The organism is Roseococcus sp. SDR, from assembly GCF_019083995.1.
Taxonomy (GTDB): Bacteria; Pseudomonadota; Alphaproteobacteria; order Acetobacterales; family Acetobacteraceae; genus Roseococcus.
Genome location: NZ_JAHRCU010000002.1, coordinates 237,922 through 259,197, shown reverse-complemented (window position 1 = coordinate 259,197; position 21,276 = coordinate 237,922). Strand labels below are relative to the sequence as shown.

General features: G+C 69.8%; 23 protein-coding genes. 10 read left to right on the top strand and 13 right to left on the bottom strand.

What is annotated here, in order from left to right; all coding sequences use genetic code 11:
- Window positions 1–5: 5 nt before the first annotated feature.
- The gene (locus KTR66_RS03365; RefSeq protein WP_213610407.1) at window positions 6–692 is read right to left on the bottom strand and encodes an ATP-binding cassette domain-containing protein; all 687 of its coding nucleotides are present in this window, start codon (window positions 690–692) and stop codon (window positions 6–8) included.
- Window positions 689–1,393: an ABC transporter permease gene (locus KTR66_RS03360; protein ID WP_213610405.1), complete on the bottom strand. Its 705-nt coding sequence runs from the start codon at window positions 1,391–1,393 to the stop codon at window positions 689–691. The genes KTR66_RS03365 and KTR66_RS03360 overlap by 4 nt, the downstream gene beginning before the upstream one ends.
- An 82-nt stretch (window positions 1,394–1,475) precedes the next feature.
- Here KTR66_RS03360 and KTR66_RS03355 point away from each other — a divergent pair, with 82 nt between their 5' ends.
- A complete protein-coding gene (locus KTR66_RS03355) occupies window positions 1,476–2,342 on the top strand; it encodes a helix-turn-helix transcriptional regulator (RefSeq protein ID WP_213610403.1) in 867 nt (288 codons plus the stop codon).
- Window positions 2,343–2,418: 76 nt separating this feature from the next.
- On the opposite strand, the gene KTR66_RS03350 is transcribed toward KTR66_RS03355, so the two are convergent.
- Window positions 2,419–2,958, bottom strand: a complete 540-nt coding sequence (locus tag KTR66_RS03350) for a carboxymuconolactone decarboxylase family protein (RefSeq protein ID WP_213610401.1) — start codon at window positions 2,956–2,958, stop codon at window positions 2,419–2,421.
- Between the two features lie 51 nt (window positions 2,959–3,009).
- Window positions 3,010–3,978, bottom strand: coding sequence for a tripartite tricarboxylate transporter substrate binding protein (locus tag KTR66_RS03345; RefSeq protein WP_213610399.1), 969 nt, complete (start codon window positions 3,976–3,978; stop codon window positions 3,010–3,012).
- Between the two features lie 116 nt (window positions 3,979–4,094).
- Here KTR66_RS03345 and KTR66_RS03340 point away from each other — a divergent pair, with 116 nt between their 5' ends.
- The 4 genes from KTR66_RS03340 to KTR66_RS03325 are packed head-to-tail and all read left to right on the top strand — an operon-like array spanning window position 4,095 to window position 8,122.
- Window positions 4,095–4,841, top strand: coding sequence for an arylmalonate decarboxylase (locus KTR66_RS03340; protein WP_213610397.1), 747 nt, complete (start codon window positions 4,095–4,097; stop codon window positions 4,839–4,841).
- A gap of 2 nt (window positions 4,842–4,843) precedes the next feature.
- Entirely contained in the window at window positions 4,844–6,508 is a 1,665-nt protein-coding gene (locus tag KTR66_RS03335; protein ID WP_213610395.1) for a M3 family oligoendopeptidase, read from the top strand.
- Window positions 6,501–7,820 (top strand): hypothetical protein, encoded by a 1,320-nt coding sequence (locus KTR66_RS03330; RefSeq protein ID WP_249731808.1) that lies wholly within the window; start codon window positions 6,501–6,503, stop codon window positions 7,818–7,820. The genes KTR66_RS03335 and KTR66_RS03330 overlap by 8 nt, the downstream gene beginning before the upstream one ends.
- 47 nt (window positions 7,821–7,867) lie before the next feature.
- Complete coding sequence (locus KTR66_RS03325; RefSeq protein ID WP_213610393.1) at window positions 7,868–8,122, top strand: hypothetical protein; 255 nt, start codon at window positions 7,868–7,870, stop codon at window positions 8,120–8,122.
- A 12-nt stretch (window positions 8,123–8,134) separates the two neighbouring features.
- Here KTR66_RS03325 and KTR66_RS03320 read toward each other — a convergent pair whose 3' ends face one another.
- Window positions 8,135–8,560, bottom strand: coding sequence for a DUF3830 family protein (locus tag KTR66_RS03320; protein WP_213610391.1), 426 nt, complete (start codon window positions 8,558–8,560; stop codon window positions 8,135–8,137).
- 49 nt (window positions 8,561–8,609) lie between these two features.
- Window positions 8,610–8,930: a DUF167 domain-containing protein gene (locus tag KTR66_RS03315; protein WP_249731807.1), complete on the bottom strand. Its 321-nt coding sequence runs from the start codon at window positions 8,928–8,930 to the stop codon at window positions 8,610–8,612.
- A gap of 215 nt (window positions 8,931–9,145) precedes the next feature.
- Here KTR66_RS03315 and KTR66_RS03310 point away from each other — a divergent pair, with 215 nt between their 5' ends.
- Together KTR66_RS03310 and KTR66_RS03305 are read left to right on the top strand one after the other, a co-directional pair.
- Window positions 9,146–10,459, top strand: a complete 1,314-nt coding sequence (locus tag KTR66_RS03310; RefSeq protein WP_213610387.1) for an NAD(P)/FAD-dependent oxidoreductase — start codon at window positions 9,146–9,148, stop codon at window positions 10,457–10,459.
- A 23-nt stretch (window positions 10,460–10,482) separates the two neighbouring features.
- Window positions 10,483–10,701 (top strand): hypothetical protein, encoded by a 219-nt coding sequence (locus tag KTR66_RS03305; RefSeq protein WP_213610385.1) that lies wholly within the window; start codon window positions 10,483–10,485, stop codon window positions 10,699–10,701.
- Here KTR66_RS03305 and KTR66_RS03300 read toward each other — a convergent pair.
- The 4 genes from KTR66_RS03300 to KTR66_RS03285 form a co-directional block, all read right to left on the bottom strand.
- Window positions 10,698–11,489: an enoyl-CoA hydratase-related protein gene (locus tag KTR66_RS03300; protein ID WP_213610383.1), complete on the bottom strand. Its 792-nt coding sequence runs from the start codon at window positions 11,487–11,489 to the stop codon at window positions 10,698–10,700. The two genes, KTR66_RS03305 and KTR66_RS03300, sit on opposite strands and share 4 nt — an antisense overlap.
- Window positions 11,486–12,154, bottom strand: coding sequence for an isochorismatase family protein (locus KTR66_RS03295; RefSeq protein WP_213610381.1), 669 nt, complete (start codon window positions 12,152–12,154; stop codon window positions 11,486–11,488). The genes KTR66_RS03300 and KTR66_RS03295 overlap by 4 nt, the downstream gene beginning before the upstream one ends.
- Window positions 12,151–13,347: an NAD(P)/FAD-dependent oxidoreductase gene (locus KTR66_RS03290; protein ID WP_213610379.1), complete on the bottom strand. Its 1,197-nt coding sequence runs from the start codon at window positions 13,345–13,347 to the stop codon at window positions 12,151–12,153. The genes KTR66_RS03295 and KTR66_RS03290 overlap by 4 nt, the downstream gene beginning before the upstream one ends.
- 133 nt (window positions 13,348–13,480) lie before the next feature.
- Window positions 13,481–15,082 (bottom strand): EAL domain-containing protein, encoded by a 1,602-nt coding sequence (locus KTR66_RS03285; protein WP_213610377.1) that lies wholly within the window; start codon window positions 15,080–15,082, stop codon window positions 13,481–13,483.
- Between the two features lie 139 nt (window positions 15,083–15,221).
- On the opposite strand from KTR66_RS03285, the gene tcuA reads away from it, so the two are divergent.
- Genes tcuA through KTR66_RS03270 form a run of 3 tightly spaced genes read left to right on the top strand, consistent with a single transcriptional unit; the run spans window position 15,222 to window position 18,701 of the window.
- Window positions 15,222–16,619, top strand: a complete 1,398-nt coding sequence (gene tcuA, locus KTR66_RS03280) for an FAD-dependent tricarballylate dehydrogenase TcuA (RefSeq protein ID WP_213610375.1) — start codon at window positions 15,222–15,224, stop codon at window positions 16,617–16,619.
- Window positions 16,606–17,745 (top strand): tricarballylate utilization 4Fe-4S protein TcuB, encoded by a 1,140-nt coding sequence (tcuB, locus tag KTR66_RS03275; protein ID WP_249731806.1) that lies wholly within the window; start codon window positions 16,606–16,608, stop codon window positions 17,743–17,745. The genes tcuA and tcuB overlap by 14 nt, the downstream gene beginning before the upstream one ends.
- Window positions 17,742–18,701, top strand: a complete 960-nt coding sequence (locus KTR66_RS03270; protein WP_213610373.1) for a tripartite tricarboxylate transporter substrate binding protein — start codon at window positions 17,742–17,744, stop codon at window positions 18,699–18,701. Before tcuB ends, KTR66_RS03270 begins: the two co-directional genes overlap by 4 nt.
- Before the next feature lie 232 nt (window positions 18,702–18,933).
- Here KTR66_RS03270 and KTR66_RS03265 read toward each other — a convergent pair whose 3' ends face one another.
- From KTR66_RS03265 to rpmF, 3 genes are read right to left on the bottom strand one after another with little or no spacing between them, the layout of a single operon-like run.
- Entirely contained in the window at window positions 18,934–19,881 is a 948-nt protein-coding gene (locus KTR66_RS03265; protein ID WP_213610371.1) for a beta-ketoacyl-ACP synthase III, read from the bottom strand.
- A gap of 6 nt (window positions 19,882–19,887) precedes the next feature.
- Window positions 19,888–20,985 (bottom strand): phosphate acyltransferase PlsX, encoded by a 1,098-nt coding sequence (gene plsX / locus KTR66_RS03260; RefSeq protein ID WP_213610657.1) that lies wholly within the window; start codon window positions 20,983–20,985, stop codon window positions 19,888–19,890.
- A gap of 33 nt (window positions 20,986–21,018) precedes the next feature.
- Window positions 21,019–21,219, bottom strand: coding sequence for a 50S ribosomal protein L32 (rpmF, locus tag KTR66_RS03255; RefSeq protein ID WP_213610369.1), 201 nt, complete (start codon window positions 21,217–21,219; stop codon window positions 21,019–21,021).
- Window positions 21,220–21,276: the final 57 nt, after the last annotated feature.

Sequence of the window (21,276 nt, the reverse complement as noted above, 5' to 3'; positions counted from 1 at the left end):
GCGGTTCACTCCAGGATGTCGCCGCGCAGGAAGGCCTGGGCCTCGGCGCTGGCGGGGGATTGGAAGAAGGTCTCGGCGGGCGCCTGCTCGATCAGGCGGCCCCGATGCAGCAGCAGGATCTCGCCGGCGAGGCGGCGCGCCTGGTGCAGGTCATGCGTGGTCATCACGATCTTCATCCCGCGCGCGGCGGCGCGGGCGAGGATCGCTTCCACCGCGCGCGTGGCCGCGGGGTCGAGGCTCGCGGTCGGCTCGTCGAGGAAGAGGATGTCGGGGTGCAGCGCCAGAGCGCGGGCAAGGGCCACGCGCTGCTGCTCGCCGCCTGACAGCAGGCGGGCGGGGCGATGGGCGAGATGCGGCAGGCCCACCTCCTCCAGCGCGGCGGGGATGCGCGCGGCATCCCGGATGCCGGCGAGGGAGAGCGCATGCGCGATGTTCTGCGTGACGCTGCGGCGAAGCAGGACGGGCTTCTGGAACACCATGGCCTGCCGCCCGATGCCGGCCTGCACCACCCGGCCCTGGCTTGGCGCCAGCAGGCCGTGCAGCAGTCGGAGCAGCGTGGATTTGCCCGAGCCATTGGGGCCGATCACGAAGCTCGGCGCGCCGGGCGCGATGCCGAAATCGAGTCCCTGCAGCAGGGCGCGCTCGCCCACGCTGTAGCCCAGCCCCTCGGCGCGCAGCACGGGCCCGCTCATCCGGACCACCGCGCCGAGGCCTCGCGCAGCAGCTGCGCCGCCGCATTCACGCCGAGCACGATCGCCATCAGCACGATGCCGAGGCCGAGTGCCAGCGGGAGGTCGCCCTTGCTCGTTTCCAGCGCGATGGCGGTGGTCATCACGCGGGTGAAGCCCTCGATATTGCCGCCCACGACCATGACGGCGCCGACCTCGGCCGAGGCGCGGCCGAAGCCCGCCAGCAGCACGGTCAGCAGGGCGAAGCGGCCATCCCAGAGCAGGGTGCGGACGGCGCGGCCGGGGCCGGAGCCCAGCGAGCGCAACTGCTCGGCATATTCCTCCCACATGGCTTCCAGCACCTGGCGGGTGAGGGCGGCCAGGATGGGCGTGATGAGCACCGCCTGGGCGATGACCATGGCCGCCGGCGTAAAGAGCAGGCCGAGGGCGCCGAAGGGGCCGGAGCGCGAGAGAAGGATGTAGATGATGAGGCCGGCGACGACGGGCGGCAGGCCCATCAGCGCGTTCAGCACCACGAGCAGCCCCTGCCGCCCGGGGAAGCGCGCGACGGCCAGCAACGCGCCCAGCGGCAGCCCGATGCAGGCGGCGATGAGGGTGGCCGTCAGCGAGACGCGCAGGCTGAGGGCAATGATGGCCCACAGCCCCGCATCGCCCGCGGCGACCAGGCCCAGCGCCTGCTGGAATGCGGCTCCGAGGTCTTGCATGACGCGGCTGTAAGCCCGGCGTCCGGTGGCGTCCACGGCGAAGGCTATTGAACATCTGCCGTCATTTGCCGATATCTGCCGGATGGATGTCTGGACCCTGAAGGAGGCGGCGGGCTTCCTCCGCCTCTCCGAGCGCGCCCTTTATGACCTGGCCCGTGCCCGGCGCCTGCCGGCGGCGCTGGTCGGCGGCAAATGGGTGTTTCCGGCCGAGGCGCTGCGCCGCTGGCTGGTGGCGCAGGCCGAGACCGGCGGCCGCCCCGCCCCGCCCCCCATCCTGGCCGGCAGCCATGACCCTCTGCTGGATTGGGCGGTCCGCCAATCGGGCTGCGGCCTGGCGCTGCGGGCCGGCGGCAGCCTGGAGGGGCTGGATGCGCTGGTCGCCGGCAGCGCGGTGGCGGCGGCGCTGCATCTGCGGGACGAGGAGGGCGGCTTCAACGAGGCCGCGGTGCGCGCCGCCCTGCCGGGCGCGCCGCTGGTGGGGCTGATCTGGGCCTGGCGCGAGCAGGGGCTGATCACGCCGCCCGGCAACCCGGCGGGCCTTGCCGCCGTGGCCGATCTCGCCCGGCCCGGATTCCGCGTCATGGGCCGCCAGCCGCGCGCCGGCAGCCATGTGGCGCTGGTGGGCCTGCTGAGCGATGCCGGCGTGGCGCTGCGCGACGTCGCCTTCCTGCCCGAACCGGCGCTGGCGGAGGATGAGGTGGCCGCCGCGGTGCTGCGCGGCGCGGCCGATGCGGGCTTCGGCATCCGCGCCGAGGCGATGCGCGCGGGCCTGGGCTTCGTCCCCCTCCTGCGCGAGCGCTTCGACCTGGTGCTGCACCGGCGGGACGCCTTCGAACCCGCGATGCAGACGCTGCTCGCCTTCGCCCGCACGCCGCTCTTTGCCGAGCGCGCGGGGCGGATGGGGGGCTATGACGTGACGGAGACGGGGCGGGTGGCGTTCAATCTGTGAGGCTTGTTCAGATCAAAAAAAGGCCTCCGGCGGCTGGGGCCTCGGGCCCCAGACCCCTTGAATCGGCCCGTGATCGTCAGGCGTGGACCTCCTCTTCCTCCTCGATCTGGAGGGCGTCGTTGAAGCGGTTGAAGAAGCCGCAGAGGGTGATGCGCAGCGTCAACTCCACGATCTGCGCCTCGGTGAAATGCTCCAGCAGTTCGGCATGCAGCCCGGGCGTCACGCGGTTCGGCGTTTCCCAGGCCACCTTGGCGTAGCGGATCACCAGCCGGTCCACCGCGTCGAATTCCGCGGGCAGGTCGGCCTCCATGATGCGGTCCACCGCCTCGGGCGAGACGCCGGCGACCACCAGGAAGGGTTTGTGGTGCGCCACGCAGTAATGGCACTCGTTGAGCCGCGAGACGACGACGATGGCGATCTCGAGGTAGCGCTTGGGCAGCGTCGCCGCCGCGCGGAGTTCCATCAGCATCGGCATGAGGTGCCGAAGCGCGGCCGGCACATGCGCGATGACCGCGACCTGGTTACGGAAGGGGCCGTATTGCCCGGCGAAATCCTCGTAGATCGCGGCGAGGTCCGGCGGCAATTCTTCGGAAGGGATGGAACGCACGCGGGCCATGGCATTGCTCCTGTCGGGGAAGGGTGAGCCTGGACCGCGTCCGCGCCGTATTCAATCCACGCTGGCGCCCGAGGCGCGGACCACCGGCGCCCAGCGCGCCGTCTCCTCCGCCATGAAGCGCGCGAAATCGGCACGGCTGGGCGAGGGGCGGGGCAGGCTGCCCCCGGCCGAGAGGCGCGCCTGCAGATCGGGCTCGGCCAGGGCGGCGACCGTCTCGCGGTGCAGCCGTTCCAGGATCGGCTCCGGCGTCTGGGCGGGTGCCACCACGCCGAACCAGCCGGTGGAGACGATGTCCACGCCGCCCTCGCGCAGGGTGGGCACATCGGGGAAGGCGGGAATGCGCTCGGTGCCCGTCGCGGCGATGGCGCGCACGCGGCCGGAGCGCGCCAGTTCCGCCACCGCGCTGACCGATTGGAACAGCACCTGGATGCGGTTCTCGATGAGGTCCGTGTTCATCTGCCCGCCCGCATTATAGGGGATATGCGTCAGCTCGATGCCGGTGGCCTGCGCGAATTGGGCGCCCGCCAGATGCTGCGAGGAACCCGCGCCGACCGAGCCGAAGTTGATCTGCCCCGGCCGTGCCCGGGCATAAGCGATGAACTCCCGCAGATTGGTCACCGGCAGAGCGGGGGGGATGACCATGAGGTTGGGCACCACCGCCATCAGGCTGATGGGCGCGAAATCCGCCACCGGATCGAAGGGCAGGCTGCGATAGAGGGTGCGGTTCACCGCATTGCTCGCGATGCTGGCCAGGCCCAGCACATAGCCATCCGGCGCGGCACGGGCGACCACCGTCATGCCGATATTCGTGCCCGCGCCGGGCCGGTTCTCGATGACGATCTGCTGGCCGATGCGCGCCGCGACGCGTTCCATCACGAGCCGCGCGGTCACGTCGCCCGCGCCGCCCGCCGGGCCGGGCACGATGAAGCGGATCGGCCCGCGCATGGGCCAGGCCTCCTGCGCCTGGGCGGTGAGGGGCAGCAGCGGGCTGGCCAGGACAAGGCGGCGCGAGAGGGGCATGGCGGGCAACTCCGGATTCGCCCCGGCAATAGGCGGCGCCCTCGCCGCCCGCAAGCGTGTCTTGTACAGGCGGGCCTGCGGGGCAAGACTCGCCCCGGAACCAAGAGGATGATCCGATGCGCGATGTGCTGGGCTGGCGGAAGAAATTCGGGGTGATGGGCCCCTCCACCAACACCGTGGTGCAGCCCGATTTCGACATGATGCGCCCGCCGGGCGTCACCTCGCATTACAGCCGCATCTTCACGCCCAACGCGCACGCGGTGAGCAATGAGACCTTCCGCGCCGGCGCCGAGCTGATCGGCGCGAACACGCTGGACGCCGTGCGCAGCGTGATGACCTGCGAGCCGGATTACCTGGTGATGGGCATGAGTGCCGTCACCTTCTTCGACGGCGTGAAGGGGGCGGACGCCTTCGTGAAAAGCGTGGAGGAGGTCAGCGGCCTCAAGGTCAGCGTCGGCTCGCATTCCTGCCACGCGGCCTTGCAGGCCTATGGCGGGGTGAAGCGCATTTCCGTGCTCTCGCCCTACTGGCCCAGCATGAATGCCGAGGTGATCCGCTATTTCGGCGACATGGGCTACACCACGGTGCGCGACCGCGCCCTGCAATGCCCGCGCTGGACCGCCATCGCCGAGGTGACGCCGGCCGAGCTGGTGCCGGTTCTGCGCGAGCTGGATGGCGATGATGTGGATGCCATCGTGCAGGTGGGGACCAACCTCTCCATGGTGCGTCTTGCCGCCGCCGCCGAGATGTGGCTGGGCAAGCCCGTCATCGCCATCAACACGGCCACCTGGTGGCACGCCCTGCGCGCCAATGGCATCACGGACAGGCTGGACGGCTTCGGCCGTCTCATGGCGGAGTTCTGAGCATGCGCTTCGACGGGATCACGGCCCCCACGCCGACCGAGGAGAGCCTCGCGGCCGAGGCCGCCGCCATCAGCGCGCTGCTGGATGCGGGGGATCGCGCGGCGGCCGTTGCGCAATGGGATGCGGCGCGCCGCACCTATGACACCTGGTCCGCGCTGGTGCATCTGCGCTTCGCGCAGGACACGACGAATGAGGAAGCCAAGGCCGCGCGGGAATACGCCGACAAGCTCTCGCCCGTCGCGACCGGGCATGAGGTGGCGATCAAGCGCCGCCTGCTGGCCGACCCCGATCGCGCCGGAATCGAGGCGCTGGTGGGCGGCCATGTGCTGCGCCTGTGGGAGACGGACATCACCACCTTCGACCCTGCCATCGCGGCGGATCTGGAGGAGGAGGCGAAGCTCTCCGCGCGCTACACAGCGCTGCTGGCCTCGGCGAAGATCGAGCTGGACGGGAAGGTGCTGAACCTCTCCGGGCTCGCTCCCTATGCCGAGCATGCGGACCGCGCCATGCGCCATGCGGCCGAAGCCGCGCGCTGGGCCTTCTTCGAGAAGAACGGTGCGGAGCTGGATGAGATCTATGATGCCCTGGTGAAGCTTCGCCATGGCATGGCGGTGAAGCTGGGCGACCCCAACTTCATCCCGCTCGCCTATCGCCGCATGCGGCGCGTGGATTACGACGCCGCCGATGTCGCGCGTTATCGCGAGGAGGTGCTGCGCCATGTGGTCCCGCTGGTGGGCAAGCTGCTGGAAGCCCGCCGCGCGCATTTCGGCTGGGACCGGCTGCGCTACTGGGACGAGGCGCTGATCGACCCTGCCGGCAACCCGGCGCCGATCGGCGACCACGACACGTTGGTGACCGCCGCGCAGACCATGTTCGACCGGATGGACCCCCGCCTCGCGGAGTTCTACCGGCTCATGCAGGCGGGCGGGTTCCTGGACCTCAAGAACCGCCCGGGCAAGGCGGGGGGCGGCTTCTGCACCTCGTTCCCGACCGTCGGCGTGCCCTTCATCTTCGCCAATTTCAACGGCACGCATCACGATATCGGCGTCTTCACGCATGAGATGGGCCACGCCTTCCAGTGCTGGGAAAGCCGCAAACTGCCGGGCATCGATCAGCTCTGGCCCACCATGGAGGCAGCCGAGATCCACTCGATGGGCCTCGAGTTCCTGACGCACCCGCAGATGGGACTGCTGGTGGGCGAGGATGCGGCGGACCGCTTCCGCCGGATGCACCTGATCTCCTCGCTCGCTTTCCTGCCCTATGGCGTCTGCGTGGATCACTTCCAGCATGAGGTGCATGCGAACCCGCATGCCACGCCGGCCGAGCGCCACGCCATCTGGCAGCGGCTGGAGCGGCTCTACATGCCCTGGACCGATTATGGGGATCTCGCCTACCCCGCCAAGGGCGGGCGCTGGCAGGCGAAGCAGCACATCTACAACAGCCCCTTCTACTACATCGACTACACGCTGGCGCTCTGCTGCGCGATGCAGTTCTGGGTGAAGTCCCGCCACGATGCGAAGGCCGCGCTGGATGATTATGTGGCGCTTTGCGCCCGCGGCGGCTCGGCGCCTTTCCAGCAATTGGCGCAGGGGGCGGGGCTGGTCTCGCCCTTCGCGGCGGGCGCGCTGGCGGAGGTGGTCCGGGAGGCGGAAGTGGCTCTTGGCTAGGGTTCTTCTCGCCATTCTGGGCGGCGCGCTGCTTCTGATCTGGCCCGCCGCGCTGAACCTCTATCCGCTCGTCTTCGTCGACAGCTTCACCTACATCCGCCAGACGACGATGGGCGTGCCGCCCTGGGACAAGTCGCTCACCTATGGTGCGGCCATCCATGCGCTGCATGGGGCCTGGTCACTCTGGCCCGTGGCGCTGGGGCAGGGGCTGCTCGCCTCCTGGCTGGTCTGGCTGACGCAACGCAGCCTGCGCGAGGCGCCCTCGCCCGCCGCGCATCTGCTGGTCTGCTTGGGTCTTGCGGCGCTCACCTCGGCGCCCTGGTTCCTGGGGACGGTGATGCCCGATGCGCTGACGGCGCTCGGCCCGCTTTGCCTCTTCCTGCTGGGTTTCGGCAGGCTCTCACGCGCCGAAGTCTGGGCCGTTGGCCTGTTCGGCGCGCTCGCGATTTCAGGCCATATGGCGCATCTTCCGGCCGCGCTGGCGCTGGTGGCACTGACCGCGCTGCTGACGCGCCGCCTGGCCCCCGTGCTCCGCGTGGCGGCACCCCCGCTGCTGGCAGTGCTCGTCCTGGCCAGCGCGAATGCCGCCGCCTTCGGCCGCTTCGCGCCCTCGCCGCATGGCGCGATCTTCCTCCTCGCGCGGCTGCAGGATGACGGTCCGGCGCTGCGCCTGATGCGCGAACGCTGCCCGGAAGACCCCGGCTGGCGCCTCTGCGCCTTCCTCGACCGACTGCCGATGGATGCGGAGGATTTCCTCTGGGGCATCAGTCCGATCAACAGCGAGGCGGATGGCAGCCTGCGCAAGCTGGGCGGGCTGCGCGCCGTGCCAGAAGCGCGGGAGATCGTGGGCGCCACGCTCGCCGCCTACCCGCGCGAGGTGGCGCTGGCCATGATCGGCAATGCGTTGCGCCAGCTGACCCTGTTCCGTGTCGGGGACACGCTGGTTCCCACCTCGCTCTTCAGCACGCGCGAGGTGATCGAGCACGGCTTCCCGCCGGAAGAACTGGCGCGCTTCGACGCCGGGCTGCAGGCGCGTGGCCTTCTGCCGGACGCGGCCGCGCCCTTCCTGATCCTGCATGTGCCGGTGGTTCTGCTGGCGTTGCTGCTGGCTCCTTGGCTGCTCTGGCGCGCGGCGCGGGCGCGGGACGTTCCGCGCGCCGCCCTCATCCTCTTCGCGCTCGTCGCCATCGGGGCCAATGCCGCGGCGACGGGCGCGCTCTCCAAGCCGCTGAACCGCTATGAGGCGCGGATGATCTGGCTCCTGCCGGCCGCGGTGGGCCTCACCCTGCTGGCGCGGCCGCGGCGTCATTGACCACGGGTTTGGGCAGCGTGCAGCATCGCCCGAAACGGAGACGTTCCATGGCCTCGCTGCGCGTCCTCACCGCCACCCTGGCGCTGCTTCTGGTTGGCGCCGCCTGGCCCAGCCCCGCCGCTGCCTACGCCGTGATTTGCAAGCACGGCAAATACGACATCGACGGCCGCTCGGACGAGCAGCTGCGCATCGCCTTCGGCAGCAGCGCCTGCGTGCTCCGCCGCTTCAGCTACCGGACCGATGCCGAGAATTTCGCCCGGAACAACAATATGCGCCCGGGCGGCAACTGCTCCTGCCGGTGACGCGCCCGGCCTTCAGCCCGCGCTGAAGGTGATGTCCTTCGCGCCGTCCCACAGCACGGAGCGGCAGACCTTCGCCAGCCGGTCGAGGTCGGCCGTGATGGTCAGGAAGTGGTTGCCGGCGAGCTGCCCGGCCTTGCTGGCGAAGCAACAGGGGCCATAGGCCACCAGGATCTCGGTCTCGCTCATCGAGGTTGGCATGCCGCCCGGATAGACGATGATCTGCCCCGGCGCCGGGTAACTCGTCGCATTCTCATAGCTGAGGGAGAGGTCGCGCTCGCCCATCGGGATCCAGCAGGCCTCGCCGCTCCAGCGGACATGGATGATGCGGTCCTTGTAGGGCAGCAGGTGGCGGAAGCGGGCCACGGTCTGCGGCGCGGCCTCGGTCTCGAAGCGCGCCTGGAAGATGTCGCCGCCGATATTGATGGAGATGTCGCTCACGATCCTGCCCTTTGCTGGTGTTGCCGGCGGAAAAAGCACGATGCGCGCCTCAGGTCGAGGGGGTGATCCAGGCCGCGACCCGGCGGGCCAGGGCCGGGCCGTCACCCGCCAGCAGCAGGCGCTTCACGCGGGAGCGGTCACCGGCCAGCAGGTGGATGTCGGATTTCCGCAGATCGAGAGCCTTGGCGAGGAAGGCGATGAGCGCGGCATTGGCCGCGCCGTCCACCGGAGGTGCGGCCAGGCGCAGGCGCAGATGCGTACCGGCATCCGGCGTGGTGGCGATGCCGTCGATCCCATCCCGCTCCGCCCGCGGTGTCAGGCGCACGACGAGGCGCACCCCCTCGGGTGTGATCTGGTACGGCTCTGGCAATCCGCTCCTCGTTGCCGGTGCCCCATTGCCATCGGAGCGATGACGCTGATCCGGGACACACTTGCTGGGTGGATATTGCCATGCTCCCTGCCACGACCATAGCCGTCCGATGGGGCGAGCATGTGCGGGCGGACACATGCGCCTTCACCTGCGGTATGTTTTTTGCGAGCAACGATGCCGGGCGTTAGGCTCTTGGGCGCAGAAGGGGGCTTGGCATGGCTGATCCGCACCGCATCGTCATCGTCGGAGGGGGCGCCGGTGGGCTCGAGCTCGCCACCCGCCTCGGCAACCGCTACGGCAAGGGCCAGCGCGCGCGGGTGACGCTGGTGGAGCGCAGCCGCACCCATCTCTGGAAGCCGCTGCTGCATGCGGTGGCGGCGGGCAGCCTGGATCGCGCGCAGCATGAGCTGAACTACCTGGCCCAGGCGCATTGGCACCACTTCACCTATCGCTATGGCGAGATGGTGGGCCTGGACCGGGAGGCGAAAGAGGTCCTGCTCGGCGCCATGCTGGATGAGGAGGGGCGCGAGATCACGCCGGCGAGCCGCGTGGGCTACGACACGCTGGTCATCTCGGTGGGCTCCGTTACCAATGATTTCGGCACGCCGGGTGCGGCGCAGCACGCCATCCCGCTGGAGACGCTGGACCAGGCGAGCCGCTTCAACCGCCGCCTGGTCAATGCCTGCCTGCGCGCCAATGCCCAGCCCGAGCCGGTGCGGCCCGGGCAATTGCATGTCGCGATCATCGGCGCGGGTGCGACGGGCACCGAGCTCGCGGCCGAGCTGCACCGCACGGTGCGCGCCGTGGTGGCCTATGGCCTGGACCGCATCGAGCCGGAGCGCGACATCCGCATCATGCTGGTGGAGGCGGCCCCCCGCATCCTGCCCGCGCTGCCCGAGCGGATTTCCGCGGCGACGAGCGACTTGCTGGCCAAGATGGGCGTCGAGGTACATGTCGGCACGCGCGTGGCCGAGGTTCGCGCCGATGGCGTGGTGCTGGCCGATGGCGGCTTCCTGCCGGCCGAGCTGACGGTCTGGGCGGCGGGCGTGAAGGGCGCGGATTTCCTGAAGGAGATCGGCGGGCTGGAGACCAACCGGATCAACCAGCTCAAGGTGCTGCCCACGTTGCAGACGACGCGCGACCCAAGCGTCTTCGCGCTCGGCGATTGTGCCTCCTGCCCGCGCGAGGGCTCGGAGCAGCCCATCCCGCCGCGCGCCCAGGCCGCGCACCAGCAGGCGAGCCACATGTACAACCAGATCGAGCGGATCCTGGACGGCAAGCCGCTGGAGCCCTTCGTCTATCGCGACTTCGGCTCGCTCGTCTCGCTCGGCAAATACAGCACGGTGGGCAGCCTGATGGGCTTCCTGGTCGGCAAATCCATGTTCATCGAAGGGTATTTCGCCCGGCTGATGTACCGTTCGCTCTACAAGATGCACCAGACGGCGCTGCATGGCAGCGCACCCACCGCCTGGCGCAGCCTCGCCAGTCTCGTCTCGCAAAGGGCGGAGCCCGGTGTCAAACTCCACTGAACCATAAGGAGTGGAGGAAGGACATGGATCGCAGGATGCGCCTGTTCGGCATCTGGGGCACGGCCATCGGGAGCGTTGGCGTCATCATCTTCGGCCTGCTGCTGATGCAGGTGATGGACGACCCCAAGGCCCGTACCGCGGGCCTGAAATGGGGCTTCATCCTGATGGCGCTGCTGGGCGGCATGGGCGTCTTCGTGCTCAGCATGGTGATGACCAAGCGCAAATTGGAACGCCGCGACTAGCTTCCGGTGAAGCGCGGCGGGCGGCCCTCGCGCCGCGCGGCGCGGCCCTCGGCATAGTCGGCGCTGTCGTAGCAGGCATCGGCCAATGCCTGGGCGCGCGCCAGGTCCGGCCCGCCATCGCGGCGGGTCAGTTCGCGGAAGGCGGCCTTGGCGGCGCGCAGTGCGAGTGGTGCGGCCGCCGCCATCTCCGTCGCCGCCACCTCGGCCGCGGCCAGCATCGCCGCCCGGTCCGGCAGCAGCTGCGTGACGAGGCCCATCCGCTCCAGCTCTGCGCCCGCGAAGCTGCGCCCGGTCAGCACCATCAGGCGCGCGGTGGCGAGGCCGGCCACATCCGCCAGTTTCACGATATCCTCCAGCCGGTAGGGCAGGCCGAGGCGGACGGCGGGCACGCCCATCCGCGCCTCCGGGCTCGCGAAGCGCAGATCGCATTGCAAAGCGAGTTCCAGCCCGGCGCCCAGGCAATGGCCGTGGATGGCGGCGATGGCGGGCTTCTCCAGCATCGCCATACGCTCCGCCACCGCGCGCTGCAGCGCGTTATAGGCGGCGGATTGTGCCGCGTCGGCGCGGATCGCCTCGAACTCGGAGATGTCATTGCCGGTGCAGAAGGCGCGCTCACCGGCGCCTTGCAGCAGCAGCACGCGGATGGCGGGGTCGTCCTGCACCTGGTCCAGCAGTCCGGGCAGCGCCTGCCACATCGTGGCGGTGATGGCGTTCATCCGGCGCGGATGGTCGAAGGTGAGGCGCGCGATGCCGCCCGCGACCTCGAGCGTGACGCGCGCTTCGCTCACCCCAGCGCCTCGATCTCCGCGCGCGTCATCAGATCCGCGTATTTCTGGCCCATGTCGAAGAGGTTCGCCTCATGCGGCGCGATGGCGCGGTCGCCCACGCAATCGGTCGCGACGATGGTGCGGAAATCATGCTGCAGCGAATCCACCACGGTGGCGCGTACGCAGCCCGAGGTGGTGCAGCCCGTCACGATGAGCGTGTCCACGCGGCGCATGGTCAGGAAGCCGGCGAGGTTGGTGTCGAAGAAGGCTGAGGCGCCGCGCTTGCGCACCACCAGCTCGCCCGGCGCGGGCGTGAGTTCCGGGATGATCTGCGAGAGCGGCGAATGCTCCGTCAGCTTCAGCAGCGATGGCGCCTTCAGCGTGAAGACCCCGGCATCCGAGCCATCCTCCGCATAGACCACCCGGGTATGCGCGACCGGCCAGCCCTTCCGCCGCGCATGGGCCAGCAGATGCACGGTCTGCTCGATCGCGGGGCCGATATTGCCGCCGCCGAATTGCGAGGGGTCGGCGAAGCCCACGACGTAGTCCACGATGACCAGCGCCGGCGCCACGCCGAAGCCGGCGCGGCGGCCCAGGCCCTGGCGGGCGTAGATCTCTTCATCCGTTTCGCCGTTAGGCGGCTGATTCACGCCCTCGCTGACGCTCGGTCGATCAGACGCTGTCATTGAACCGCCTCCAGGTCCCGCAGGCTTTGGATCATGCTGGTGCGCAGCAGATGCGCCCGATGCCGCGCCGGGTCGGCCACCGTCGCGCGCAGATCATCCAGGAAGGCCTGCCGCACCGCGGGGTCCTTCTGATTGAGGATGCTGCGGTTGCGCAGCGCCTGCTGCTGCACCACCTCCAGCGCCACCTTGCGGCGCTGGCGTTCGTAGCGCCCCATCGCTTCGAGCGGCGCGCCGCGCCAGACGGCGGCGAGTTTCTCCGCGAGGTTCAGCGCGTCATGGATGCCGCCATTCATGCCCATGCCGCCCAGCGGATTGTTCACATGCGCCGCATCGCCGGCCAGGAAGACGCGCCCCGCCACATAGCGCTCGGCCACCCGCTCATGCACGCGATACGCCGTGCGATGGGTGATCTCATAGGCGCCGGCCTTGGGCAGCACCTGCTGCATGCGGCTCTCGATCCGCGCATCGGACAGCATCACCTCCTCGGGCTCCGCCGGGTCGGTCGGCAGCAGAAGGCGCCAGAGATTGCGGTTGCGCAGCAGCACGAACCACTCATCCGGGTCGCTGATATAGGCGATATTGGTCAGGTCCTCGATCGCATCGTGATAAGCGAAGGGTGTGGAGAGCGTCAGGTAGATCTCGGGGATGGTCTGCCCCTCGAAGCCGATGCCGAGGCTCTTGCGGATGGCGCTGCGCGCGCCGTCGGCGCCGATCAGATAGCGCCCGGCCAGCTCCTCGCGATGCCCGTCGGGCCGCTCGATCGAGAGGCGGACGCCCCGCTCATCCTGCGCCACGCCCAGCGCACGCGCGTCGTAGATGAATTCCACATCCGGGTTGGCGGCCAGGCGCTCGCGCAGCAGGCGCGTCAGGCGCCATTGCTCGCATTGCAGGCGATAGGGGTGGCGCGTGTCGTCCGCGATCATCGCATGGTCAAAAGTGGCGATCGGCCCCTCGGCGCGGTCGCGGAACTGCCAGGTGGGGCAGATCAGCCCATCGGCGATCAGGCTCTCCACCACGCCGAAACGGTCCAGCATGTCGAGCGTGGGCGGATGGAAGGTGCTGGCACGCATGCCATCGGGCAGGTCACGCTCGGCTTCGATGACGGCGACGGGAATGGCTTCGGCGGCCAGCGCGGCAGCGGCGACCAGCCCCACCGGCCCGGCCCCCACGATAAGGACACGATCACGAATCATGGGCAGAGCCTAGAGCATGATCCGCTGAGGTGGAATCACCGAAGCGGTGAATCATCCTCGCAACATGGCTGGAGCGTGATCCAGCGATAGCGGATCACGATCTAGGGCCAGGCGCCCGCGGCTGGGAAGCCCGTCAGCCCCAGCTTTCCTGCGCGCCGCTGCGCCGCGCCACCGCCACCGGCTGCAGCTTGGGCAGCGGGCCAGGCCGGCCGAAATGCCAGCCCTGGCCGAGATGGACGCCGAGGCCGCGCATCATGAGCGCCATCTCCTCCGTCTCGATCCGCTCGGCCACCACCCGGGCGCCGACCGCGACCGAGAGATCCACCATGGAAGCGACGAAGCTGCGGTCCCGCTCGCTGCGCATCGCCGCCTCGACGAAGCTGCCATCCACCTTCACGTAATCCACCGGGAAGGCCTTCAGGTAGCGGAAGGCAGCCGAACCCGCGCCGAAATCATCGAGGCAGACCGGAATGCCCCGGCCGCGGAGGCTTTCGAGCGTAGCGGCGGCGGCCGCTTCCTCCTCGATCTCGGCGCTCTCGGTCAGCTCCACCATCAGGCGCTGCCCGGCGGCCGGATGTGCGTCGAGCAGCGCGTCCAGGCTCTTGCGGAAGGCCGTGCTCTGCAGGGAGAGGCCGGAGATGTTCACCGCGATCCGCTGCGCGCCGCTCAGCGCATGCGCCGCCTGCAGCGCGACCTCGGTCACGGCGAGATCGAGCTCCTCCGTGAGGCCCACCGTCTCGGCCAGGGTGACGAAGTCCTGAGGGCCGGCCTCGGTGCCCAGCAGTCCTTTTTCGGGCCGCAGCAGCGCCTCGTAATGATGCAGGGCCCGGTCGCCGAGCCCCATGATCGGCTGGTAGTCCAGATGGAAGCGTCGCTGGGCGATGGCGCGGCGGATGGTGCCGGCGCGTGCCGTGATCTGCTCGACGAAGCCTGAGAGGCCATTGTTGAACCCTTCCTCGCGCAGCCCGGCGGCGCCGGCGCGGGTGAAGGTGGCGAGGCCATGGCGCAGCGCCCGCACCGCCTGGACGGGCGAGAGGGCTCCTCCATCAAGGGGCAGCAGGCCTCCGCTCACGCTGCCGCCCTGGCCCTGCTGCCGAAGCACCGCCTCGAGGCGCTCGGTCACGGCGGCGAGGTCGCGGGCGCTGGCGCCGCAGGCGGAGAGCAGGCCGTAGCGGCCTGGTGCCAGCTCCGCCGCCATGTTCCCGGACTGGCTGGTGAGGGCGGCTCGCATCTCCTCCGTCATCGGACCGGACACTTCGATCAGGCTCAGTCCGCCCGCGCCGGCACCCGGCCGGCGCAGCCGCGTCTCCGCTTCGCGGAGCAGCGCCACGGCGGTGGGCGGGGCATCCGCCGCCGGATCAAGCGGGATCGGCACCGGACCCATGGAGAGGCAAAGGCGCGCGGGCTCCCCGGGAAGGGCCAGGTGCAGGCCAGCCACCACGAAGGGCGTCTGCTCCGCATTCGCGAGGCGGATGACCGTGGGGGAAAGGCGTCCCCGCTCGGGCATCATCGCCAGCGCCGCCGCGAAGCTGCCGCGATCGGAGGGCGCGATGAGCGTGGCGAGGTCCTGGCCCATGAAGCTCTCGGGCGCCGCGCCGAAGCGGTGCCGGAACGCCCCGGCCGTGAAGGCGATCTGCCCCTCCAGATTGGTCTCTACCAGCATGTCCGCGCCGGCGAAGGCGAAGGCGACGAAGCGTTCGCGGTCGCCCAGGGGGCGGCGGGCGGCGATGTTCATGCGCTGGTCTCCCGGTGATCCGGCACGACGTGGTGTCCTCATCGGCCCCGCGGGTATATGCGCGCGCGGGGTGAATCCGCGCTTAAGGCCCGTCCTCCCCCCGCTGGACAGGCGCGCCCCGCCGCGCATATGCAGACATATGGTTGATTTCACACGCCTCTGGGATGTTCTGGTGGTGGGCGGCGGCAACGCGGCGCTGTCGGCGGCGATCACCGCGGCGCGGGCGGGCGCCAGCGTCATCGTGGCCGAGCACGCGCCAAAAGCCATGCGCGGCGGCAATTCCCGCCACACCCGCAACCTGCGCGCCCTGCATCCCAAGCCGACCGACGTGCTCACCGAGAGCTACCTCGAGGAGGAATACTGGGACGACCTCCTGCGCGTGACCGGCGGCCGCACCGATGAGGCGCTGGCCCGCATGTGCATCCGCGCGAGCGAGCATGCGCCAGGCTTCCTGCGCGATTGCGGCGTGGTGTTCCAGCCGAGCCTCTCGGGCACGCTGAGCCTCAGCCGCACCAACGCCTTCTTCCTGGGCGGCGGCAAGGCGCTGGTGAACGCGCTGTACCGCACCGCCGAGAAGCTCGGCATCACCATCCTCTATGACACCGAGGTGCAGCACATCGCGATCGAGGAGGGCTTCGCGCGGGAGGCGATCGTCTCCTGGCGGGGCTTCCCGCAGCGCATCCGTGCCAAGGCCGTCATCGCCTCGGCCGGCGGTTTCCAGGCGAACCGGGAATGGCTGCGCGAATACTGGGGCGATGCGGCGGACAATTTCCAGATCCGCGGCACGCCCTATGCCCAGGGCCGCGTGCTGCGCGACATGCTGGCGAGCGGCGTGCAGGAGGTGGGCGACCCCACGCAGTTCCACGCGGTCGCGAATGATGCCCGCGCGCCCATGGCCGATGGCGGCCTCGCCATGCGGCTCGATTGCGTGCCCTTCTCCATCGTCGTGAACAAGGATGTGGAGCGCTTCTATGATGAGGGCGAGGATGTCTGGCCCAAGCGCTACGCCATCTGGGGCCGGCTGATCGCCCAGCAGCGCGACCAGCGCGCCTTTGCCATCACCGACAGCCAGGCGCTGCACAACTACCTGCCGAGCGTCTTCCCGCCCATGAAGGCGGACAGCATCGCCGAGCTCGCCGTGATGCTGGATCTCGATCCCGTGAAGCTCGAACGCGTGGTGGCGGAGTACAACGCGGCCGTACAGCCCGGCACCTTCCACGGCAACAAGCTGGATGATTGCCGCACCGAGGGGCTGGCGATCCCGAAAAGCCACTGGGCGCGGCGCATTGATCAGCCGCCCTTCTACGGCCACCCGCTGGCGCCGGGCATCACCTTCACCTTCCTGGGCGTGAAGGTGAATGACCGCGCGCGGGTGATGATGGCCGACGGCAAGCCCTCCGGAAACATCTTCGCCAGCGGCGAGATCATGGCCGGCAATATCCTGGGCCAGGGCTATCTCGCCGGCTTCGGCATGACCATCGGCACCGTGTTTGGCCGCATCGCAGGCGAGGAGGCCGCGAAAATTGGAAGGAATTAACCGCCCGCCCGCACCGGCCAGCGCGACGGGCCCGGAGAGCGAAGCCACCATCGAAGCGCGCCGGCAGATGGAGATCTGCAACGCCTGCCGCTATTGCGAGGGCTATTGCGCCGTCTTCCCCGCGATGACGCTGCGGCGGGAATTCTCCACCGGCGATCTCACGCACCTCGCCAACCTCTGCCATTCCTGCAAGGGGTGCTACCACGCCTGCCAATACGCGCCGCCGCATCCCTTCGGCATCAACATCCCGCAGACCTTCGCGACGATCCGCGCGGAATCCTACGCGGAATACGCCTGGCCACAGGGCATGGGCCGCGCCTTCGAGCGCAACGGCACGCTGGTCTCGCTGGCCGCCTTCCTCTCGGTGACGCTGGTGCTGCTGCTGACCATGGCGCTGCAGGACCCCGCCATCCTCTACACGGCGCAGACCGGCACGGGCGCCTTCTTCCGGGTGATCCCTTATTGGCTGATGGTGGGCATGGCCTCGCTCAGCTTCGGCTACGCGCTCTTCGCCATGGGTATGGGGGCGGTGCGCTATTGGCGCGGCACGGCGCCGGGCGCGGGGCAGAAGCCCATCACCGTGGCTCCGGTGGCCGAAGCGGCGGTGGACATCCTGACGCTGCGCAACCTGGGCGGCGGCGGGCATGGCTGCAACGACCTGGATGACAGCTTCGCCCAGGCGCGGCGGCACCTGCACCACGCCATGTTCTACGGCTTCATGATGTGCTTCGCCGCCACCAGCGTGGGCGCCTTCTACCATCACGTCATGGGCTGGAAGTCGCCGCACGCCTTCTTCAGCCTGCCCGTGCAGCTCGGCACCTGGGGCGGCGTGCTGCTCTGCATCGGAACGGCCGGGCTGCTCTGGGTGAAGACCGTGACGGACCCTGGACCGGTCGCGAAGCGCCTCCTGGGCGGCGAATACGCCATGCTGGCGCTGCTGTTCCTGATTTCGGTCACCGGCCTGCTGCTTCTGGCGATCCGCCACACCGGGGCGATGGGCGTGATGCTGGCCATCCATCTGGGCCTGGTGCTCGCCTTCTTCCTGGTCATGCCCTACTCGAAGATGGTGCATGGCGTGTATCGCGGCCTGGCGCTTCTGCGGAACGCGCAGGAGAAGCGCAAATGATCGCGCGCCGCGCCACGCTCGGCCTGCTGGCCCTGCCGGCCGTCGCGCGCGCCCAGGGACAGGCGCGGCCGATCCGGCTTATCATTCCGTTCACCGCAGGCGGCAGCAACGACATCGTGGGCCGCATCCTGGTCGAGGGCATGTCGGCGCGGCTCGGCCAGCCCATCGTGATCGAGAATCGCGGGGGCGCTGGCGGGATCCTGGGCAATGACGTGGTGGCCAAGGCGGCGCCGGATGGGCTGACCATCCTGCTCGCCGGCAGCGGCTCCTTCGTGATTTCGAGCCTGGTGCATCCGCGCGTGCCCAATGACGTCGCCAATGGCTTCGCGCCCATCGGGCTGCTGGGGGCGGCGCCCAACGTCATTGCGGTGCACCCTTCGGTGCCGGCGCGCAACCTCTCGGAACTGGGTGCTTTCGCGCGCGGCAGGAATCCACCTCTGACCTTCGGTACGCCGGGCGCCGGCACCACGGCGCATGCGCTGGGAGCGATGATCGCGCTCACGCTCGGCTTCGAGATCGATCACATCCACTACCGCGGAACGGCGCCGGCCCTGACGGACGTGGTTGCCGGCCGCGTGCAGATGATCACCAATGCGGCCGCGCCCTTCCTGCCCTTCCTTTCGGCCGGGACGCTGCGCGCCATCGCCATCGCCGGGCGCCAGCGCGCCTCCATCCTGCCGGAGCTCAGCACCTCCTTCGAGCAGGGCTTTCCGCAGATCGACAGCGCCACCTGGTATGGGCTGGTCGCACCCGCCGGCACGCCTGCCGAAGCGACGGCACGCCTGCACGCGGCGATGAATGCGACGCTGGCCGACCCTGTGGTGCGCTCACGCCTGACGGAGAACGGCGTGGAGTTGGAGACGAGCCCAACGCCCGCCGATTTCGGCCGCTTCCTGACCACCGAGCGCGAGCGCTGGGGCGCGATCGTCCAGCGGGCGAATCTGCGCGCGGAGTAGGGGCGTGGGCCCCGCCGGAGAGTGACCCAAGCGGATTGCGGCCGCCATCCGAGAATCCGGACCGAATAGGCCCGGCGGGACGCTTCAGCGTTCCGAAGCCGAGGCCGCGGACGCGGCCGCCCGGCGCTTGAGGGGACAACAACGACGAATGCGAGGCGAATAGCCGAGCCGGAACGCTTCAGCGTTCCGAAGCCAAGCGCGCGCGGATGCGCGCGCCCGGCGCCTGAGGGCGTCAAAACCTGATCAAGGCCCCGCCCCAGGTGAGGCCGCCACCGATGGCTTCCAGCAGCACGAGGTCGCCGCGCTGGATGCGGCCGTCATGCACCGCCTCGGCCAGGGCCAGCGGCACGGAAGCGGCGGAGGTATTGGCGTGGCGATCCACCGTCACCACCACGCGCTCGCGCGGCAGGCCGAGCTTCTTGCCCATCGCCTCGATGATGCGGATGTTGGCCTGGTGCGGCACCAGCCACTGCACATCCTCGCGGCTGATCCCATTGGCCGCCAGAGCTTCGTCCACCACGCTGGAGAGCTTGTTCACCGCGTGCTTGAACACCTCGCGCCCCGCCATGCGCAGCGGGCCGGCCGTGCCCTCGACCAGCAGGATGTCGCCATGCCGCCCATCGGCGTGCAGGTGGGTGGAGAGCACGCCGCGCTCGCCCTCCTCCGCGCGCAGCAGGACGGCGCCCGCGCCATCGCCGAAGAGCACGCAGGTGCCGCGATCCGTCCAGTCGAGGATGCGCGAATAGACCTCGCTGCCGATGACGAGCAGGGACTTCGCCTGGCCCGCGCGGATCATCGCATCGGCGATGGAGAGCGCGTAGACGAAGCCGGTGCAGGCGGCCGAGACGTCGAAGCCGAAGCCGCGCGTCATGCCGAGCAGCGCCTGGATGCGGACGGCGGTGGAGGGGAAGGCGTGGTCGGGCGTGGCGGTGGCGACGATGATGCCGTCCACCTCCGCCACATCGGCCCCGGCATGGGCCAGCGCCTGGCGGGCAGCGGCCGCGCCGAGGGAGGCGCAGGTCTCGTCAGGGCCGGCGAGGTGCCGCTGGGTGATGCCGCTGCGTTCGCGGATCCATTCGTCGCTGGTGTCGAGGCCGTAGCGCGCGGCCAGCGCCGCGTTGTCGAGCACGGTCGGGGGCAGGTAGCCGCCGCAACCGGCGATCACGGAACGAAGCGTCAAGGCGGATCAGTCCTGCTGGGCGGTCACGGCCGGCGCATCGGCCTCGGAGCTGGTCATGGGCGGCGCATGGGTGGCGAGGCGGGAGAGGCCCTCGCGGATATTCTGCGTGAAGCCGTGCGTCACCATGTCCATCGCCACATCCATGGCATGGGCGAAGCCGGTGGCGTCCGTTCCGCCATGCGACTTCACGACGACGCCGTTGAGGCCGAGCAGGATGGCGCCGTTGTAGCGGCGCGGGTCCATCCATTCGCGCAGGCGCTCCAGCGCGGGGCGCGCGAGCAGGTAGCCGGCGCGGGCCGGGATGGAGGAGGTGAAGACCTGGCGCAGCAGGTCGCGCATCAGCTTCAGCGCGCCCTCGCCGGTCTTGAGAGCCACGTTGCCGGTGAAGCCGTCCGTCACCACGACATCCACCGTGCCGGCGGCGATGTCATGGCCTTCGACGAAGCCGTGGAAGTTGATCCCGGCATGCCCCTCGCGGAGCACCTCGGCCGCCTGGCGCACGCGGTCATCGCCCTTAAGCTCCTCGGAGCCGACATTGAGAAGGCCGATGGTGGGGTTGGGGAGGCCGAGCACGGCGCGGGCGAAGGCATCGCCCATGATGGCGAATTCGACCAGGTTGCGGGCATCGCACTGGATGTTCGCGCCGAGGTCCAACATGACCACGTCACCCCGCGCCGAGGGCGTGATGGCGGCGAGCGCGGGCCGGCCGATCTCGGGCATCGTCTTGATGACGATCTTGGCGAGCGCCATCAGCGCGCCGGTGTTGCCGGCGGAGACGACGCCCGCAGCCTCGCCCTTGGACACGGCGTCAATGGCCAGGCGCATGGAGGAGTTGCGACCCTGGCGCAGCGCCATGGTCGGCTTCATGTCGCCCGGGATGGCGTCTGGTGCGTGACGGATGACGCAGAGCTTGGCCGCGCGCGGTCGGCTTTTCAGCGCCTCGCGCAGGCGTGCTTCATCACCCACCAACAGAAACTGGGCCTTGGGGTGCCGTTCGGCCGCGAGTTCCAGGCCGTCGAGGACGCTGTCGGGGGCGTGGTCGCCGCCCATGGCGTCAACGGCGAGGGAAAATCGCCGCAAAGCCCCCTCGGAGGGTGCCGCCATGTTCACGCGCGGATCGCCCCACCCGTCATCGGCTTAGCCGCGAACCACGCCCTTCAGCGCATCGGCCGCCGCAACCTCACGGCCGTCGTAATGGCCGCAGGAGGGGCAGACATGGTGCGGGCGCTTCAGCTCGCCGCAGTTGGAGCACTCGACATGCCCTTCCTTCGCCAGCGCCAGGTGGCTGCGGCGCATGCCGCGCCGGGAGGGGGAGACTTTCTTCTTCGGGACGGCCATGGAGCCAGCCTTTCAACAGATAGGGGGCCGTCCGGACGAGTGCCGGTCAGCCCTGGC